Origin of the sequence: Enterococcus wangshanyuanii (assembly GCF_002197645.1) — a bacterium.
GTDB lineage: Bacteria > Bacillota > Bacilli > Lactobacillales > Enterococcaceae > Enterococcus_L > Enterococcus_L wangshanyuanii.
The window spans coordinates 152,244-167,397 of record NZ_CP021874.1 but is presented as its reverse complement, the minus strand read 5'-3'; the positions used below and the strand labels follow the sequence as shown (position 1 = coordinate 167,397).

Annotated in this window: 19 protein-coding genes; 1 reads left to right on the top strand and 18 read right to left on the bottom strand. The window is 33.1% G+C overall.

Features of this window, described 5'->3' with window-relative positions; all coding sequences use genetic code 11:
* Positions 1-2: 2 nt before the first annotated feature.
* From CC204_RS00810 to CC204_RS00770, 9 genes are all read right to left on the bottom strand, one after another.
* Positions 3-428 carry a hypothetical protein gene (locus tag CC204_RS00810; protein ID WP_088268370.1) on the bottom strand — a complete coding sequence of 142 codons (426 nt, stop codon included), beginning with the start codon at positions 426-428 and terminating at the stop codon, positions 3-5.
* A 110-nt stretch (positions 429-538) separates the two neighbouring features.
* Positions 539-1,102 (bottom strand): hypothetical protein, encoded by a 564-nt coding sequence (locus CC204_RS00805; protein ID WP_088268369.1) that lies wholly within the window; start codon positions 1,100-1,102, stop codon positions 539-541.
* Positions 1,103-1,179: 77 nt separating this feature from the next.
* Positions 1,180-1,371 (bottom strand): hypothetical protein, encoded by a 192-nt coding sequence (locus CC204_RS00800; protein ID WP_088268368.1) that lies wholly within the window; start codon positions 1,369-1,371, stop codon positions 1,180-1,182.
* A 50-nt stretch (positions 1,372-1,421) separates the two neighbouring features.
* Positions 1,422-1,931 carry a hypothetical protein gene (locus CC204_RS00795; RefSeq protein ID WP_088268367.1) on the bottom strand — a complete coding sequence of 170 codons (510 nt, stop codon included), beginning with the start codon at positions 1,929-1,931 and terminating at the stop codon, positions 1,422-1,424.
* Between the two features lie 10 nt (positions 1,932-1,941).
* Positions 1,942-3,240: a T7SS effector LXG polymorphic toxin gene (locus CC204_RS00790; RefSeq protein WP_088268366.1), complete on the bottom strand. Its 1,299-nt coding sequence runs from the start codon at positions 3,238-3,240 to the stop codon at positions 1,942-1,944.
* A 190-nt stretch (positions 3,241-3,430) separates the two neighbouring features.
* A complete protein-coding gene (locus tag CC204_RS00785) occupies positions 3,431-3,961 on the bottom strand; it encodes a hypothetical protein (protein ID WP_088268365.1) in 531 nt (176 codons plus the stop codon).
* A gap of 12 nt (positions 3,962-3,973) precedes the next feature.
* Positions 3,974-5,329 (bottom strand): T7SS effector LXG polymorphic toxin, encoded by a 1,356-nt coding sequence (locus CC204_RS00780; protein ID WP_088268364.1) that lies wholly within the window; start codon positions 5,327-5,329, stop codon positions 3,974-3,976.
* On the bottom strand, positions 5,329-5,694 hold the full coding sequence (locus CC204_RS00775; protein ID WP_088268363.1) for a DUF3958 family protein: 366 nt from the start codon (positions 5,692-5,694) through the stop codon (positions 5,329-5,331). Before CC204_RS00775 ends, CC204_RS00780 begins: the two co-directional genes overlap by 1 nt.
* Complete coding sequence (locus tag CC204_RS00770) at positions 5,691-6,002, bottom strand: TIGR04197 family type VII secretion effector (protein ID WP_088268362.1); 312 nt, start codon at positions 6,000-6,002, stop codon at positions 5,691-5,693. The genes CC204_RS00775 and CC204_RS00770 overlap by 4 nt, the downstream gene beginning before the upstream one ends.
* Positions 6,003-7,192: 1,190 nt before the next feature.
* On the opposite strand from CC204_RS00770, the gene CC204_RS00765 reads away from it, so the two are divergent.
* On the top strand, positions 7,193-7,471 hold the full coding sequence (locus CC204_RS00765; protein WP_088268361.1) for a hypothetical protein: 279 nt from the start codon (positions 7,193-7,195) through the stop codon (positions 7,469-7,471).
* 92 nt (positions 7,472-7,563) lie between these two features.
* Here CC204_RS00765 and CC204_RS00760 read toward each other — a convergent pair whose 3' ends face one another.
* The 9 genes from CC204_RS00760 to CC204_RS00720 form a co-directional block, all read right to left on the bottom strand.
* Complete coding sequence (locus tag CC204_RS00760) at positions 7,564-7,986, bottom strand: cupin domain-containing protein (RefSeq protein ID WP_088271620.1); 423 nt, start codon at positions 7,984-7,986, stop codon at positions 7,564-7,566.
* Positions 7,987-8,065: 79 nt separating this feature from the next.
* Positions 8,066-10,972, bottom strand: coding sequence for a DEAD/DEAH box helicase (locus CC204_RS00755; protein WP_088268360.1), 2,907 nt, complete (start codon positions 10,970-10,972; stop codon positions 8,066-8,068).
* Between the two features lie 2 nt (positions 10,973-10,974).
* Positions 10,975-11,367 carry a (deoxy)nucleoside triphosphate pyrophosphohydrolase gene (locus CC204_RS00750; protein WP_088268359.1) on the bottom strand — a complete coding sequence of 131 codons (393 nt, stop codon included), beginning with the start codon at positions 11,365-11,367 and terminating at the stop codon, positions 10,975-10,977.
* 71 nt (positions 11,368-11,438) lie between these two features.
* Positions 11,439-11,978 (bottom strand): hypothetical protein, encoded by a 540-nt coding sequence (locus tag CC204_RS00745; protein ID WP_088268358.1) that lies wholly within the window; start codon positions 11,976-11,978, stop codon positions 11,439-11,441.
* 49 nt (positions 11,979-12,027) lie between these two features.
* A complete protein-coding gene (locus CC204_RS00740; RefSeq protein ID WP_088268357.1) occupies positions 12,028-12,621 on the bottom strand; it encodes a hypothetical protein in 594 nt (197 codons plus the stop codon).
* Complete coding sequence (locus CC204_RS00735; RefSeq protein WP_157894219.1) at positions 12,618-13,328, bottom strand: DUF443 family protein; 711 nt, start codon at positions 13,326-13,328, stop codon at positions 12,618-12,620. Before CC204_RS00735 ends, CC204_RS00740 begins: the two co-directional genes overlap by 4 nt.
* 132 nt (positions 13,329-13,460) lie before the next feature.
* Positions 13,461-13,763 carry a DUF4176 domain-containing protein gene (locus CC204_RS00730; RefSeq protein ID WP_088268355.1) on the bottom strand — a complete coding sequence of 101 codons (303 nt, stop codon included), beginning with the start codon at positions 13,761-13,763 and terminating at the stop codon, positions 13,461-13,463.
* Between the two features lie 50 nt (positions 13,764-13,813).
* The gene (locus tag CC204_RS00725; protein ID WP_157894218.1) at positions 13,814-14,461 is read right to left on the bottom strand and encodes a DUF443 family protein; all 648 of its coding nucleotides are present in this window, start codon (positions 14,459-14,461) and stop codon (positions 13,814-13,816) included.
* Between the two features lie 60 nt (positions 14,462-14,521).
* On the bottom strand, positions 14,522-15,151 hold the full coding sequence (locus tag CC204_RS00720) for a DUF443 family protein (RefSeq protein WP_088268353.1): 630 nt from the start codon (positions 15,149-15,151) through the stop codon (positions 14,522-14,524).
* Positions 15,152-15,154 lie beyond the last annotated feature (3 nt).

Genomic DNA, 15,154 nt, shown 5'->3' with positions numbered 1-15,154 from the left:
TCCTAAATACCAAAATGAACAAGAATTTGATTTGTATTTTCCGCTTCATTACACAAGTTAATAATTTTTTCCAATTGAATAATTACTTTTTCTTTCGCAAAATCTTCCTTAACAAAAATCATTTCTTCAATATCATATTCAGTTTTTAATTGAAAGTTTTCAGGTGCTAAATCAAACATATTTTTCCAGTTTATAAGGATATTATTGAGCTTTTTTATTCCTGATTCTTCGAAGAATGTTACACCATAGTAATTGATTCCCCTATTATCATTGGACATATAATTCCAATGACTTTCAACCCAATTAAGAGTATCTGTTATATACTGAATAAATGAATCATCAATTGATACTGCATGTTCACTTGTAATATCCATAAAATTGATATTCTTATCTTTTTCAATTATTTTGAATTTATGCGATAGCACCATTTAATTGTTTCCTTCTTATTATTTTTACTATATAAAATATCGTATTTTATTCACTCTTGTTATTTCATTTTTATAGAATTAAAGTGATGTATAATTTTGATAAACTAGATTCAATAAACAATACTATTCAAAAGATGCTTCCCATCATCAAGTATCTGAATAGCTGTTTCCCTAGCTATTTCAATACAATCAATTTTCGAATACATAATAATGAAGTCTTCAAAAGACTGAAAAGATTCGTTTTCTTTTGGCTCATCATAGTCCCAAAGGTAATACGGACTGACCTCCAAACAAATTTTTTCATCACTATTGTATAACCAACTAGCATAGCCTTCTCTAGCAGGAGTTGACCATAGAGAAAACTTATCCGTTAAATTCTCTATATCAAAATTTCCTTCTGCTACTTCATGAGAATAAATTACCCATTCATAACCTATACCTTTTTGAAAATTCTTTTTTGAAACAATTATTTCATTCTTTAAAGCATTTTCAAATTGGTTTACTAATATTCTAAAAGTCTCAATTGCAAAGTCTTTAAATAATAAATATTCATTGTTATTATCAATATATTTAACTATTACCTCATTATAAGCATAGACTTTTTCCTCAGTTTTAGTAAAAATAAGTTCTAATTTTTTTTCTTCACTAAAAGTGTAGATTAAGATTTCTTTCATTTCAAAATTTTTCCTTTCTCTTAAATCTTAAAATGAATAGGAGCTGGCTTTAAACTCTGCTATGATACAAAACTTTATTACTTATTCTTACTTTTCATCCATTTAGCTGACTTATATTCTTCTGGAATTGCTTCATATTCAGAAATGGGATCTTCAAATCCTAGCTTTTCTAGCTCGTCATGATAGATTACCTTTTCCTTACTAATATTCCTACTAATTGAATTTGTTATATATTTTTTTATTCGTTCATAACAAAGTTCTCTGCTCATAATAATATCCTTTAACTAATTAGATAAACTGTGAAATCATAGTTTTTTTCTTATTCAATATCATCCCACGGTTCTTCAATTGCTTCCATGCGAGGAGCTTCTTTTAAACTAATTTCATTAGCTTCTTCATAGGTACGATTAAGCACTACTTGATGCTTTTTTTTAAACTCGTCCACCGTTAGCCATGTGTTCATATTGTCTTCACTAATTTTCCCATCCAATTCTTTAGCAATCTCCACTATCATAATATACATAGCACGCTTATCTATTGTCATTATTTCAGTATGCGTAGAAACAATTTCAATAATATTCCTGTCACTTAAAAGCTTTAATTCAATGTATTCAAAATATATTTTGGTTTCGACCTTACTCCATCTTTTATCATTAAGCCACTTATCAAGAGATACAGCTAATTCAAAATTATTCTGCAAGCTTTCATCATTTCCAGCATGAGAGATTTCAAGTTCTTTACCATTTTTTTCTTTGAACCACATCTTTTCTGCTAATTCTCTGTACCCAAAAGACGTTTTTTCCCCATTTGTTTCAATATAAATTCGCATTTTCTCACCTCTATTTTGCTTTCAGCCAAATCCAAGCTCTATAAATATAATCCACTAAATCTTCTAATTTACCTTTCCCAATTCCTTTTCTTACATGAGGTGGAATTTGATTATAAATACTTGACCGATCCGTAATTCTGTCAACATCTACTCTATGATCTAAAGGTGAACGTTTTCCACCACCAGTTTGTATTTGAATTTTATTCCCATCTGGTTCCGCATCTACACGTATTTTTGACTTCTTGCCGTTTACCCTACCTTCAATAGGTTTCCCAAACGTCTTACTCGTAATCTTCCCGTTATTTGAAAACTGGACTAAATCCTTCAACGTCAGTGAATCTGCGGCAATCGGAACTGCTACACCACCGGATATTGCAATTGTACCAACACTATTATCGCTAAAACGAACAAGTAATCTGTTTCCTGCCATACCAATGATTTCGCTGATAACTCGTTTAATACCGCCACCAAAAGAAACTGCTGTACCAACAAAGGAAACGAATTTTCCAAATTTATCGTCTTCGATTCGCTGTTTTGCTAACCTGATCAGCTCGTCTTTTAGTAGGTCATTATAGGCTACCGTCGCATCTTCATCAAAAACACCGTTACGATAAATTTCGTAGGTGGTACCGCCAAATTTATTCTTGCTCTTCCGTACTTCTAAGTTGTTTCCTTTGGACTTTTCTCGATCTTTCCATTGGTTCATGATCGGTTTCGTCCAAGCCATATTCATCCGGTCTAAATCAAACGTTCCCGAACTCGAATTCCATGCAGCCCCTTTTTCAACTTCTGCTAATCCTGCATCCAAGTTTGCCAGCTGTGCTTCGAAATCCGCAAACAGTCCTGGCGAACTGGCATTGAATTCATACAAGCGCTGCAGTTTTTCTTCGTTCTTTTGAATCGAGCTCTGAACGCCCATATAGCGCTGTTCTAAGCGTTGGTTGGGTTCTTTTTCTTTGTCCATCGTTCGTGCCATATTTTGTAGTAAAGCTTGTCCTTGGGCAATCTCTGCTTTTAATTGGTCTTCGATCACGTCGCAGGTGTCGACTTGTGATTGAAATTCTTCCGGAAATTTGCTGTGCGCTTCGATCAGTGCCTCACATGCTAGTATAAACCCACTGGCTAACATTGGGTAGACTGTCGAGAAATAAAGTTTCGCTGAGTCGTAGGTTTTCCCCGATAATTGTGCATTCATGAAGGCATTGACGCTGTCTTTTAAGGTGCTGCAAAACTGCATATACTCATTCGCCATTTGTTTTGCTGCAGCGCTTTGCGCGGTGACTTCTCCTAGGTAAAAATTAAGGGACATCAGTAGCTCACCTCGCATAATCTTCTGAAGTGAATAGTTTTTACTATCCATCGTACAGATTTCTATCAAATAAAATAATAAAGGAATGATTTAAAAAGGTTTATCCTAGTTATCTAAGAACAAACCTTTTTAAAAATATAAATTTATATTTCTTTTTAAATAAAGCAATTGAATCTATTAACGTAGATATCTACTCAAATAGATAACTGAAATATGTCACCTGATCATCTTCATAATCTTCAAGAGGCACATTTTTTAAAGGTATTCTTAGCTCATCCGAATTTACAAGCATGAAATTTTCTTCACTGATCTTTAACTTCAATTCTTCAAATTTCTTTTTAAGGACTACATTCGAAAACTCATCAATATCTTCTATTTTCAACTTATCTCCATCTGCCACATACCTTGCCTTCTCTATAATATAGAACGAGCTGATTGCTGAAATACTTAAATTGATAAACTCAATGTATCCCCGATTAATTACTTCTTTTTTGGCCTCGGGTGAAAAAAAATCTTGTTTCAACTCAATATCTTCCATAAAATAGTAAGAAAAACATCTTGAATAATTAAAATCAGTCAATTGCACAAACTTTATACCATCAAGATTATTTGTCAAGATGTGATCCCAAGTATCGATATTTACATATTTTCTGAGTGTATAACCATACACACCCTCTTTTAGTGTTCTGTTTACAAATTCTATTGCTAAATTATTATCCATCAGTAATCTCCTCTATTTTTTTACAGGATAGCCATGTATATTACCATGTTTATCAATATGAACTCTAATTTTTGTTTCCCCTTGGCTACCTACAACCTTTCCAGTGTCGTATTCCTTAACCTCTCCATGTCTATTTTTCAATTCGTCTCCTTCCAACCACCCTTTTTGAGTTTCGGCAACTCCGTTCGTTCCCTCTCTCCAAGTTGTCTTTTCTTCTCCTTGCTCTTTAGCTTGCTTATTATTTTTGTGACCCAATACATGTTTTCCTTGTTTACCAACTGCAACTGGATTGCCTCCCGCAACTCCTCCATCTACTTGACCTTGACTCGGTAACTCATCATTCTCTTCTACACTCTTAATTCTACTACTAGATTGTATGGAAGGGGCATTTTTTATCTTGTCTACAATGCCTTTTCCTACTACAATTGCAGCACTTGCTCCTGCCGTGATTTTCCCAGCTTTAATCAAATTTTCTAGCGCTGGACCACCAGGTATTGCTAATGGAGCAATATTACGAACAATTTTAGGCTGAGTCACAGTATATTGATCTTTCTTCAAGTAATTTTTGTATCTATTCAATATTTCATGTAACTCAGGCTCATCACCAGGATAAATCCATTCTCCATTTTTCTTAAGAGTCCAAGTTTTTGTTCGACCACTGTTGATGCACACTATCTCATATCCATCTAACTTCCCTAATTCTCTCTGCATTTCCGCATTTCTTATTTGATCTATCTTCTTCTGCCGTTTATCCCACGCTCGTCCAATCGGTTTCGTCCAAGCCATATTCATCCGGCCTAAATCAAACGTTCCCAAACCTGAATTCCATGCAGCCCCTTTTTCAACTTCTGCTAATCCTGCATCCAAGTTTGCCAGCTGTGCTTCAAAATCCGCAAACAGTCCTGGCGAACTGGCATTGAATTCATACAAGCGCTGTAGTTTTTCTTCGTTCTTTTGAATCGAGCTTTGAACGCCCATATAGCGTTGTTCTAAGCGTTGGTTGGGTTCTTTTTCTTTGTCCATCGTTCGTGCCATACTTTGCAGTAAGGCTTGTCCTTGGGCGATCTCTACTTTCAATTGGTCCTCGATCACGTCGCAGGTATCGACTTGTGATTGAAATTCTTCCGGGAATTTACTGTGAGCTTCGATCAGTGCCTCACATGCTAGTATAAACCCACTAGCTAACGTTGGGTAGACTGTCGAGAAATAAAGTTTCGCTGAGTCGTAGGTTTTTCCCGATAATGGTGCATTCATGAAGGCATTGACGCTATCTTTTAAAGTACCGCAAAACTGCATATACTCATTCGCCATTTGTTTGGCTGCAGCGCTTTGTGCGGTGACTTCTCCTAGGTAAAAATTAAGGGACATCAGTCACTCACCTCGCCGTCATTCTCTGAAGCGAATAGTTTTTGCCGTTCATCATATAATTCTTCTTCAAGCCTTCGTAATTGGACTTCTTCATCAACTAAACGCTCTGCAATATCTTCTAAACGCTGACGCTCATATTGATGTAAGCGATTGGCTTCTTCGTCTAATTCCATAAAATGCCCGATATCACGTGAGCCTTGATTGTTCCCGATCAGATCTTGAAAGTACCGTTGTTCTTGGTGGTGGATAGAAAAATAATCGGCTTCCAGATCTTCTAATTCTCTGATTTCCTGTCGCTTATCTTCTTGATCGATGCTTACTTGTCGTAGCTCTTGATTGATTCTTAGTTCTTTCTCTTCGTTCATCGGCTGCTTCCTCCCAAGGGTGGTGAAAACAGTGGTAAATCAAAGCCTTGTTTTATCTTTTGATCGATTTGGCTAAATTCCTTCGCTACTGAATGGATATTATTGCCGTCTCGAGTAATCGCATTGGACAGCCGTTGTCCTCTGCTGTGAATACTTGTTAAACTGTTTTTTGCGTTTGTGTTCCCGCTAACAGTGGTTCGCTCCGCTTTACTTGTTGCTTCATTGATTGATAAGAACCCGCTGGCCGTTTGACTAAGCTGTGCTGAAATGCTGCCAGCAACAGTTAGACTGCTATTGATTCCGCTCATTTGATTAACCCCTTTACTTCATTTTTTACTATCACATTTCGTCTTCTTCCCCATTATCCATTTTGACATATTTTTATACCTAATAGTTATCAAATATTTCTATAATTTACAAAAAAATTGCAAATCTCTCAATCTAAAATCAAAAACATTCTCTTAATGATAAAAATAATTATGCTCTTGCGCGGATTCATCCCGTAATTAGTGGGGTTCTAAGTCCAAATGATAGGCTAAAAGAAATTAGTCATCCTATTCATTTTTTGTTATTTATCGTATATTTAGGGGCCATTTTTCAATCGTTATCTAATTATGACAAAACGTTATTTTTATTGCAGTAGCGCGTTTCTTTCTGTATAATAAAGGGCATAGGATAGAAATTCATCGTGCTGTAGCAACCATAACTTTTGTTACGGTAACTTGGAAAGATAAATAAAAAAATTGGCACTTCAATCGTTTGGCGGCAACCGTACGATCGAAGTCTTGTTCAGACACCGAAAGCTGTCCAAACAAGTTGCCAATAGTGCTAGCAGATACTAGCTTCTTTTATTGTACCCAAATTCTGAGAAGATTTCCACAAGAATCTTTTCTTTGTGTATGATTTAGTTGTCGTGTGTATCTTGCTAGTCTATTGTCGACGGTATTGGGCGTTTGCTCAATGCCGTTTTTTTCTATCCTTGGAATTTAATGGAAAGGAGGAGCAAATAATTCTGTGTCAAAACAATTGAATAAAACAAAAAAGGCACTCCATTCTTTGGCGGCAACCAAAAAATGAAGCCTTGTATAAACATCCGAAGCATATCTATACAAGTTGCCAATTTGCTAACGCCAAAGCGCTAGTTTCTTTATTGTACCTAATTTTTCGTTTAAATTCTAGATGGTTCTTGAATTTTTTGAAGGTTGGGGCCTTCCAAGAGAATCTGCGGGTTTGGTTTGGCTGATTGTGAACGGTATTGTATGTCGAATGGTAAAAAGTCGTTGAAGTTTTAGGACTGGCTTTTTCTGCTGGAGGACTGCGATATCTTTTTTGTTTTATGTTGATCCGAGGCGGTAGGAATACAGCAAGGCTTAAATAGTCGTTCTTATCGTCGCTTCAAGGATCTTGCCCTAGTCAATGCGTAAATGTACGAAGAAATGAACAACGGCAGGAGCAAGTCTTGAGGGCTTATCCTGCTTATTTTGGAGGAGATGTGTGAATGGAAAAGCAAGCGTTGTGTGTGAAGGCGATCTCGTATCAGGAGATCGTAGAATTGAAGGATTTGATGGAACGATTGGCTTCTTGGGAGGAGCCGTTGTCGGTTTTGATGGCATTTTTTGCCTTTCATAGCGGACCGATCAATAAGAAGCAGATTATTAAGGAGTATTATGCACGCGGACAGGTGTTTCAGGCGTTTTATGAGGATTATCGAGGATTAGTTGAAGTTGGGGATGCATTGGTGCAGGAGATGGTGAGAGCGGAGAAAGTTGGGAAATAGGAAACAGAAAATAGAATGGAATGCGTATGTTATAAAAGAGGATGGAGATTGTCCATCCTCTGATAATGACTAAGCCTTTTATTTTTGCTAGACTACATTCTTTTTAACATAGCTTCTACTTCATCATCGGTATATGATTTTTTATCGTTTTTTATTTTTTCTCTGTGATCAATCCCTTGAGGTACGAATCTGAATACAGAGAAAGCTGCTTCATGGTTTTGGAGATTTAAGATCCGATGTAAACTCTGATTCATACGGATTAATTCTCCTTTTTGACAGTTCTTATATTTTTTTTTGTTATCAACAATCGTTTCAACTCTAATTTCTCCGTCATTAACAATCAGTATTTCTTCAATGTCATTATGCATATGCCAACCTTGAATTGTACCGGCTGGAATTATGTTTAGATGGACTTCGAATTCAGGGAAAATATAGTAATTTACCTTTGTGCCATCTTCTTTTTCAGCAAAAATTGATTCTGACTTGCTCATTGTTTCTATGAAACTGTTTAGCATGTTTAATTCATTCCCTTCATTTAAATAATTTCTATTTTCTATATTATAAAGAGGATGGAAATGATCCACCCTCTTGAAATTATTTTTGTTTGATGAAGTCGTAAGTTTCTAATGGAACAGCTTTTTCTAACGTCATTTCCATACTGACAATATTTTGATCTTTGCCATTTTTATCTTTTTTAATCAATTCTTTTGCTGTTTCTATTTTAGGATAAGCTCTCCCTAAATAAATGAATTCAGGATCGCCGCCAACTTCTTTTTGCACGAATACATGAATCGCTAAGCCTGATTCTTCATAATTCATGATTTCTTTTACTTCTTTACTAGAAAAATTCAATTTAGGTCGTGTATACCATAACAATGTGTGTTGATCCATTAGTTCATCTTCATATTTTACATCATTTGAGATGGCACCATCTTTATGATAATTTACAAAAATCGGACAAGTGTTGTACTTAATTCTATAACCGTACATTGTACCAGTTTCATTATTTTCCCAATTTAGTAAACGACAGACATCTTTTCTCCCGTATACTTCATTATAGGTTAAAGGTTCATTTAACTGATAGCTTTCACTTCGCTTAAATGATGTACGAATGATATCCAAAACACATTGTTTAAACCACTGATTGTTCTGAATACTTTCTTGCATAGATGTTTCTAGCGAATAGATGTCATCTGACAAGATAACAACTGGACGTTCACCATATTTTTCTCTTTCCTTCTGTGTAAAGAATTTTAAAGAGAGAATTCGTTCTACTGATTTTAATGTCTGTTCATCAAAAGAATAATGAAGTCTTTCTAATTCACGCTGATACTCTTGTCGTTCTAATGTTCCATTTACCATTAAACGTTCAATTAGCAGTAATTCATGATTTCTTTTCCCGTTCAATAACTCATTAGATAAAAACGTTAGTAGTTCATTTTCATGTCTATTTAAATTCGGTGTATCTTCTTTCATCCAATTCAAAAATGCTGGATAATTTCCTTTATACCTAGCAATAATCACCGGATCAACCGAATGTTGATCTATAAAATCAACTAAAGATGGAATTTTTCCTAATCTATTTTTTAAGTTCTGATAGGCTTCTTTGTAATTTTTAGCATTATTTAGCTGAGAAGATTCAATAGATTGAAAAATCCGATTTTTCGTAATTTCGTCAAACATGATCGTCGACATTCCCTGTAAATATTTCGTCGCCATGGTCTTCTTTCGCAAACTATTCTTGCTTAAAGAACTATCCTCTGTTAAAGCAATAGGAATCAAATAATTATTATCATAATTCCCAATAAAATCAATAATCGTTACAAAGTCTTTATTTTTTGCTTTCCTTAATCCGCGTCCTAATTGCTGCGTAAAGATGATACTTGATTCTGTTTTACGTAACATAACCACTTGATTCACTGAGGGGATATCGATTCCCTCATTAAAAATATCTACTGTGACTATATAATCCAGTTGGCCAGCTTCCAATTGCGTAATTACTTCATCACGTTCAGTAATTTTATGATCCCCAGTTAAAGCTTTGGTTTTGAATCCACGTTGATTAAATAGCTGTTCAAGCTCATGCGCTTCTTTTTTCGTTCCACAAAAAATAAGTCCGCGAACTTTCTCTCCACAATGACCATAATAATCAATTTTTTCTAAAATATAATCAATCCGCTGACTGCTAATTAATTGATTGAAAGAAGATTTATCATTGATTGTTTGTCCATCAATTTGAATATCTGTAATACCAAAATAATGAAAGGGACAAAGCATATTTTCTTTTAGTGCTTCTTGTAATCTAATTTCGTATGCTACATTATAATCAAACATTTCATAAATGTTGTACCCATCTGTTCTTTCAGGTGTTGCTGTCATTCCTAATAAAAAATCAGGCTCAAAATAGTCGATTACCTTTTGATAAGTTTTCGCTCCAGCATGATGAACCTCATCAATTAAAATATAATCGAACGTATTCTTCGCAAATGCTTGTAAGGTCCTATCTTTTGATAGTGTTTGAATTGTTGCAAACACATATTTTTCAGTTGTTATTGTACTATTTCCTGATAGAATACCAAACTTGTTCTCGTCATCATCTAATATCTTGATGAACTGCTCCTTGGCTTTTTTTAAAATCTGCTCTTGATGTACAATAAAAAGAAATCTTTTTGGCTGATAGGCTTTTACATCGAACGCCGAAAGATAAGTCTTTCCTGTACCAGTTGCCGAAATAACCATAGCTTTTGATTTTTCTAAATCCCGCATTTTTTGAATTTCAGCCAACGCATTTTTCTGCATATCATTAGGTGAAATCGGCTTTGTGGCAAATTCAACTTCTTCAAGTATTGTCCCAACTTCTAGTTGACTTGATGGTTCTTCCATCGTGTCAACTTTTTGAACATTTAAAATAGGCTTGTAACCCATTTGATACTTTGTAATCCATGAAGTAGTTAGTGGTTCAGCTAAAGACCACATCTGTTCAAAATTTTGCTTCATAGATTGAATGAGCTCACCATTTGCCAGTGAATTCAATTTTAAATTCCATTCACAATTTACCTTTAACGCTTTAATCGTTAAATTAGAACTCCCTAAAATCATTGTTTCATATTCATCATGAACAAAAGAATAGCCTTTTGCATGAAATCCATCCATTGCTGTAATTCGAACATCTACATTTTTTATTTTTAAAAGCTCTTTAAACATTTTAGGTGAATTAAAATAGAGATAATTTGAAGTTACAATTCGTCCGCGAATATTTTGCTTAGCTAAATCAGCCAACACAGTTTTGAGTGCCAACAATCCACTCTCTGTTATAAAAGCGACCGCAAAGAAAAATTCGTTGCACGTCGCTAATTCATCTAAAAGATCGTTTAATACCATTCTTCCTGATTGATCTTGATTTACTAGAAGTTTTGCTTTATATAAATCATGTGAGTCCGTTGTCTGATCAATAAAACTATGTTCCAGAGCTGACTGGAAATTCTCAATAAGAGGATTCATTTTTATACTCCTTTAACTAAACGATCAATTGTTGGAATATCTGCGGGTGCCCATTCTAAAGAAGATAATTCAGAAATGGGTAGCCATTTAATACTTTCGTGTTCAGTAAGTTTGGGTTCTCCAGAAATTAGTTCACAGAAAAATGTGGTTAACTCTACGATACCAAAATCATATTCATAACTAGCTGTAATGATCTTATTTTTTATTGCTACTTCGCAAAGAAGTTCTTCTTTTATCTCGCGTTCAAGTGCTTGCTGAGGCGTTTCATTTTTCTCAATTTTCCCACCAGGAAATTCCCAGAAACCACCTAAAGATTTACCTTGACCTCTTTGAGCGCAGAGGATTTTTCCATCTTTTTCTATGACAGATCCGACGACTTTGATTTGTTTTTTCATGATACCAACCTTTTCACAGTATTTTTATTAACTCTATTATACATGAAAATTATAATTTAAAAAATTGGGTATTACTTAAACAATGCTATGAATGAAATTACTGTCCCAATAACCATAAAAATAATCGTAGTTCTTTTTTCTCCATCCTTAATCCTATCTAAAAATAATGTAGTTCCCCAAAGTATTGAAAGCCAAATTGAATAAACTATTTTAAAAGTTCCATAAGAGAAGAAAATATAGAAGAAAAGAGGAAAGTCTTTAAATATCGCTAAATCTGTCAATAGTATTGGAGACACAATTGTATATATAGGAGGACAAATATCAAATATTACCTTTCTTGTTGAATTTCTTCTTGCCACTCGACCTGAAACACTGATCTGTTTTAAATAGGGTATTTCAACTAATAAAATTAGACCTAACACAATAAAAAAAACTCCAGACCTTCCAACAATTGCTCTAAAATTTTCAATGTCACTTTGTTTTTCTGCTAATATGAATAGATATAATGGACACATAAGAAATGTTATTCCTGAAAAAGTTAAAAATTTATACATTCGATCTAAATATCGTTTTCTTTTTTTCAATTTCCTCTCTTCCTGCCGCTTTTTCACAAATTAAACTCCTTTCAATATTCTTTTATCATTAAATTATTCCTATTAATCATCTGTTATCTGTCAGAATAACCAGTTCTTTATTTTTTTTAATGTATCTAAATACCACTATCCTCTTATTCGGTGCTACAACTCCTATAAAAAAAGTAACTAATATCGTAAAAAAGATTGATGCAAGCAGCAACAACAAAGAATACTCTCCAAAGTAAATTGGAAGTAGTGAAACGATTGTCATGAATAGAAGAAAAACAATTAACAATAGATTTTTCCACATTTGTTTTCTTCCTTCAATAATATACTCCTTTAGTTCATCTTCAGTAATATTTGTTAGATATTCCAGTTTATTTTTCTCACTGTTAGCAATTTTATTTACTAATATATTAAAGAACATACCAGCTAAACAACCAACTATTAAAATCATTGCAACTAAAGCGATCGGAGGTAATGCTGATTCAATTAAAACCTTTCCAAATAAATAATACATACTAACTCCTATAAATCCAGAAAGAATCGTCAACTTATAAGATATATTCTCAATTTTAACGACTACTAATTTTTTTGTTTCAGTATCAAAAAATATACTTTTGCTTCCCTCTTTGCCATTGTATATAGCAATATATCGTTTCTTCATTTTCGCATTCATCTCGATTCACTTATTTTATATTTATCTGCATTGATTGATAGACGATTGGTTAATAAAAAAAATAAAGACAACAACATAAAGCACAGTGAAATAATCCAATCACCTTCTGTTACTATAAGCAAATATCCCGATAAAATTATTAGTAAAACAAATAAAAAATATGCCCCTAAATATCTGATTACAACACTCATTGACGTTGGTATTATCTTTATTTTTATAACTGGAAATTGATTATATTTTATACATTTCATCATTAATTTCCTTAATCGAAAAGATTCAGATACTCTAATTATTAAAGCAGGAACAAATGTAATGAGTAGCATCAAAAATATGTAACTATTCGTTGGTACAATTGTAAGACTACTGTTCATTTCATATAATTGACTGTATTTAACATTTTTAGAAAGAAGAATAGTATTTAGCAAATAAGGCGATGCTATATTAAAAATCATAATCATAATTACCATAAGGATATGATATCCTCTTACTCCTTGTTTAACATCGGTTCTTTGAACCATCAAATCATCAGCAATATCTTTATTTATAGTGTAAACTTCTTGTGGGATTAACCAATTTAATCCAAAGAAAATGTATGCAAACCATGATTTGTCTTTATCGATGAGATAATAGTTTGATCCAGAATATAATAGCTTGTAGCGATTATTTTTAAAGATAGGCTTTGTACTTACTAACTTCAGTTTTATCACATCCAATTCCTTATATTGTATATAAATTGTCAGTCTTAATAAGTTAAACTTTTCTCTACTTTATCAGAAGAATAGCCAATAACTGAATTGTTATTGGCTTATGGTATAACTCATTATGAATGTATTCTATTTTTATCCCAGTGATTTGCTAACAATTCCTTTTTCAATCAATTTCCCTTCACCATTTAGCCATTCATTATATAAATGTTCAAACCTTGTTTCATCCTCGTCCTTATAACCATTAAACAAAATAGTATCGATATTTTCCTGATTAAAATACAACACTTCATTTGGATTTAAACCATTTGGATATTGACACCCACTATAATCATATAAAACATTTCTATCCTTTTCATTTACAACAGGACCTCGATTTAAAATCATAATCTTTTGACTACCTTCTTTTAAATAAACAATACTACCGATTGGTAACATGTTCCTCACCTCTTTAAATTTTCTAATTTTATAGTTAATTTAACTCAACCTTACTTAACTGTTTTGTCAATATATTCCATATCATCCATCGGCTTTGCTATTGATAAATTTAAAAATGATACAAATACTAAATAAATGAAGAGTACAGGCACAACAGTAAAAGATTTTGCATGGATGAATAAAGACAATAAGAAAACAAGTATTGCCAGCAAAATGATTGTTCCAGTTATGCAACGCTTTTTATAGAATTGATTATCTTTTTTCAAAACAATTAAATGATCAAATGTACTCATTTCTTCCTTACTAAAAATTTGTTTCAATTTATTAGCATTCGATATGGAACGTATACATCTGAAAATAAAGCTAATTAAAATAGCAACTAAGAAGGACAGTAATATAAGGTTAATGGTCACCTCTTCAAAAAAGATACTCTCTATACCTTTCAGCAAAGCATATATCACTCCACCCAACATAAATCCAGAAAAAGACCATACAGAAGCCCCGATTTTGTTCTTAGGCATCTTTTTTAGTTTCTCATACTGCTTTTTGTCGATTTTAGCCGCTTTATTTTCTAAATACCAAGTTGCCATTGGAAATAACCATGTTAACTTATGAGAATCTAAGTCTACTAAGTAGTTGTCTTTTTTATTGATTGTTACTAATTTAAAACGAGAGATAGAAGTATCTTCAAATTTCATAAACATTCCTCATAATTCGTATGTTTCTATAAAAATTGACTAAATAGGATTTGTTCTTTTTTACTCTTGTACAGAAAAATTACTTCCATAAGGATAAATATACCCTCGATTAAGAAATAGAGAAAACAACACACAAATAATAAAAATTACAATCATATCAAATGAATAGAATATACTAAAGTAGCCAGAAGCAAAAATAGCTAAATAGATTATTAAAAATGCAATTGCGCTATTTCTCTTGTAATAACTCGTTATACTTTCCTTCTTTATACGGATAAGTATTCCTTCCCTCGAATTTCCAATATTTTTATACATTCTACGTTTGTTAAAAATGGCATTAATTGCACGATAACTTATTAGAAGTGCTAAAACTACAAACAAATAAAAAGTTCCTAATCTAACTCCTGAAATTGTTACATAGTTTTGAAAAAACGTGTTTATTAACCATGTGGATGGTCTTCCAATAACTATAGAAAGTATTACAATCTGAACAACACCATAGCCTGCTTTTTTATTTGTTATTAACTCGTCAAACCTTACTTTATCGATTTCTATTGCTTTAAAAGGGAATAGCCACACAAGCATTGGCAAGAACCAACAGAATTTATTACTATCCAAATCTAACAAATAATATTTGGCGTTCATTTCTACTAGTTTATATCTCTTATTCGTTGATTCATAAACTTTCATAGT